We start from the raw sequence: 3660 nt of genomic DNA, 5'->3' as shown, positions 1-3660 counted from the left end.
AAATCTAAACGTGTAAGATCTTCGTCAGATTTAGATTTTTTTAAGATAAAGCAAATATATATTAATGAGTATTTTTAATACGTTATATCTAACGGAATGTGATTTTTAGAGCAACATATCCAACGAAATAGTTTCTTTATGACTTGGGTCAAAAATTATTGTAATAAAACTACCTATAATCAACTCATAGAAAATTTATTACTTATCTGTCTGGAGAAGCACATGAACGTATCTGCCGAGAACAATGTCAGCCCTGCTGTGGCCGAGGTGAACAGCCTGGTTGAAAAAGGACTGGTTGCATTGGATGCATTCCGTGCATTAAATCAAGAACAAATCGATTATATCGTTGCCAAAGCATCGATTGCGGCGTTGGCCAAACACGGCGAGCTTGCCAGGCATGCGGTGGAAGAAACCGGCCGCGGAATATTTGAAGACAAAGCCACTAAAAACCTGTTTGCCTGCGAAAACGTAGTGCGCCGCCTGCGCGATTTGAAAACCGTGGGAGTCATCAGCGAAGACGATGTAACGGGTATTACCGAAATCGCCGATCCGGTTGGTGTGGTGTGCGGTATCGTGCCGACGACCAATCCTACTTCCACCACTATTTTCAAAGCCTTGATTGCGTTGAAAACCCGCAATCCGGTCGTATTCTCTTTCCACCCTTCCGCCCAACAATGTTCCGCACATGCGGCGCAAATCGTGCGTGATGCGGCGGTGGCGGCGGGCGCGCCTGAAAACTGTATCCAATGGATTGAAAAACCGTCGGTGGAAGGCACCAGCGCCTTGATGAAGCATCCGGGTATCGCCACTATCCTGGCTACCGGCGGCAATGCGATGGTGGAAGCGGCTTATTCCTGCGGAAAACCTGCACTCGGTGTGGGTGCAGGCAACGTGCCGGCTTATGTGGAAAAATCCGCTGACATCCGGCAGGCGGCACACGATATTGTGATGTCGAAAGCATTTGATAACGGCATGATTTGCGCCAGTGAACAGGCGGTAATCGCAGATAAGGAAATTTACGACGAGCTGGTTGCCGAGATGAAGTCTTACGGCGTTTATGTTGTCAACAAAAAAGAAAAAGCGCTGTTGGAAGACTTTATTTTCGGTGTGAAAGCCGACAGTAAAAATTGCAGCTTGGCCAAATTGAACTCCGCCGTGGTGGGCAAATCCGCCGCATGGATTGCCGAGCAAGCCGGTTTCAGCGTGCCTGAAAAAACCAATATCCTGATGGCGGAATGCCGCGAAGTGGGCCCCAAAGAACCGCTTACCCGCGAAAAACTTTCTCCCGTGCTGGCTCTTTTGAAAGCAACCAGTAGCGAAGAAGGCTTGAAACTTTCCGAGCAAATGGTGGAATTCGACGGTTTGGGCCACTCCGCCGCCATTCACACGGCCGACAGGGATTTGGTTAAAGAATTCGGCGCGCGCGTGAAAGCCATCCGCGTTATTTGGAATTCTCCTTCGACTTTCGGCGGCATCGGCGACGTGTACAACGCTTTCCTGCCCTCTCTGACGCTCGGTTGCGGCTCTTACGGCAAAAACTCGGTCGGCAACAACGTCAGCGCCGTCAATCTGTTGAACATCAAAAAAATAGGCCGTCGGAGAAACAACATGCAATGGTTTAAAGTGCCCGCCAAAATTTATTTTGAACGCGACTCCATCCAATATCTGCAAGATATGAAAGAGTGCGAAAAAGTGATGATCGTTACCGACCGCTCTATGGTGGATTTGGGCTTTGTCGATAAAGTAACCCATCAATTGCACTTGCGTAAAAACAAAGTAACCGTACAGTTGTTTACCGATGTCGAGCCCGATCCCAGCGTGCAAACCGTATACAAAGGCACCGATCTGATGCGCAGCTTCCAGCCCGATACCATTATCGCATTGGGCGGCGGTTCGGCTATGGACGCGGCCAAAGCCATGTGGCTGTTTTACGAGCAGCCCCAAGTCGAATTTGAAGATTTGGTGCAAAAATTCATGGATATCCGCAAACGTGCCTTCCGCTTCCCCGAATTGGGTCGTAAAGCCAAATTCATCGGCATTCCGACGACTTCGGGCACCGGTTCGGAAGTTACTCCGTTTACCGTAATCAGCGACGGCGACAAAAAATACCCGATTGCCGACTACTCACTCACTCCGACCATTGCGATCGTAGACCCCGCATTTACCATGACCGTGCCCGCGCACGTTACCGCCGATACCGGTTTGGACGTATTGACCCACGCCGTAGAAGCCTATGTTTCCGTGTTGGCTAACGACTTTACCGACGGTTTGGCATTGCAGGCCATCAAGCTGGTGTTCGAATTCTTGGAGCGTTCGTACAAATACGGTGCCAAAGACCCCGAAGCCCGCGAGCGCATGCACAATGCCTCGACCATTGCGGGTATGGCGTTTGCCAACGCGTTTTTGGGGATGAACCACTCATTAGCGCACAAAATCGGCGGCAAATTCCACACGCCGCACGGCCGTACCAACGCGATTCTGATGCCGCATGTGATCCGTTACAACGGCACACGTCCGCAGAAAACCGCCACTTGGCCGAAATATAACCACTACAAAGCCGACGTGAAATACCAAGAAATCGCCCGTACCCTCGGCTTGCCTTGCAGCACTCCGACCGAAGGCGTGGAATCTTTCGCCAAAGCCTGCGACGAGTTGGCACGCAAAGTGGGCATCAATATGTCGTTTAAAGAACAAGGTATTGATGAAAAAGCCTTTATGGCTGCCCGCAAAGAGTTGGCGATGATGGCTTACGAAGACCAATGTTCTCCCGCCAATCCGCGCCTACCGATGGTGGCCGATATGGAAGAAATCTTGACTAAGGCTTATTACGGAGAATAATCAGAACAATATTGATACATGTTAAACAGAGGCTGTCTGAAAGGGGCAACGCCACTGCTGTATTCCACTCAAGGCGTGCTGTATCGAACCGGTGCTTATCGGGCGAAATCGGCTGAGAACGGGATTGTGCAAAGCATGTCGCGCAAAGGCAACTGCCGGGACAATGCGCCGATCGAGAGTTTCTTCGGCACATTGAAAACGGAAAGCTTTTATGAAGAAGGTGTGCTATCGGTGGCAGAGCTGACAACGGTGATCAATGATTACATCCATTACTACAATCATGAACGCATTAGTTTAAACTTAAAAAAGCTGATCCCTGTGGCCTACAGAACCCAGCTTGAAGAGGCTGTTTGAGAAACATTCTTAACTTGTCCAAGGATTGGGGAACAGTTCATAAACTTTCAGACGGCCTCCTCTAAAATCGAATTTTAAGTGCAACAACTAAATAGTAGAGATTAAAAAGATTCAAGAATAAAACACTTCGCATTTCATAACCAAGTACTTTATCTTAGCCAATGATTCAGCCTGAGACCTTTGCAAAACCCTCAAAAATCCTCTAAATTCCCACTCACATCAAACTCCGGGAATTTAGAGGATTTTGTTCATGAGCAGCTTTTTACACACCGACGCCCTCAACCACATCGAAAAACATCTCGACCGCTTCCCCCTCATCAAACTCGACCGTATTCTTGACCGGACACCCATCGAACAATACCTCGCCGGCCGCAAAACCCGCTACGTGCGCGACAACGGCGGCCGTCCCGCCTATCCTTTGCTCTCCATGTTCAAAGCCGTCCTGCTCGGCCAATGGCACAGCCTCTC

General features: G+C 49.3%; 2 protein-coding genes and 1 pseudogene. All 3 read left to right on the top strand.

Features of this window, described 5'->3' with window-relative positions:
• Positions 1 to 222 precede the first annotated feature (222 nt).
• Positions 223 to 2838 (top strand): bifunctional acetaldehyde-CoA/alcohol dehydrogenase, encoded by a 2616-nt coding sequence (gene adhE / locus AKG43_RS11740; RefSeq protein ID WP_054617457.1) that lies wholly within the window; start codon positions 223 to 225, stop codon positions 2836 to 2838.
• A gap of 18 nt (positions 2839 to 2856) precedes the next feature.
• A complete protein-coding gene (locus AKG43_RS11735) occupies positions 2857 to 3192 on the top strand; it encodes an IS3 family transposase (RefSeq protein WP_156300678.1) in 336 nt (111 codons plus the stop codon).
• 250 nt (positions 3193 to 3442) lie between these two features.
• Positions 3443 to 3660 (top strand): annotated as a pseudogene (locus AKG43_RS12905) (IS5/IS1182 family transposase); the annotation flags it as partial.

The organism is Neisseria sp. 74A18, assembly GCF_001308005.1.
Taxonomy (GTDB): domain Bacteria; phylum Pseudomonadota; class Gammaproteobacteria; order Burkholderiales; family Neisseriaceae; genus Neisseria; species Neisseria dumasiana.
This window is presented reverse-complemented; position numbering and strand designations above follow the sequence as displayed.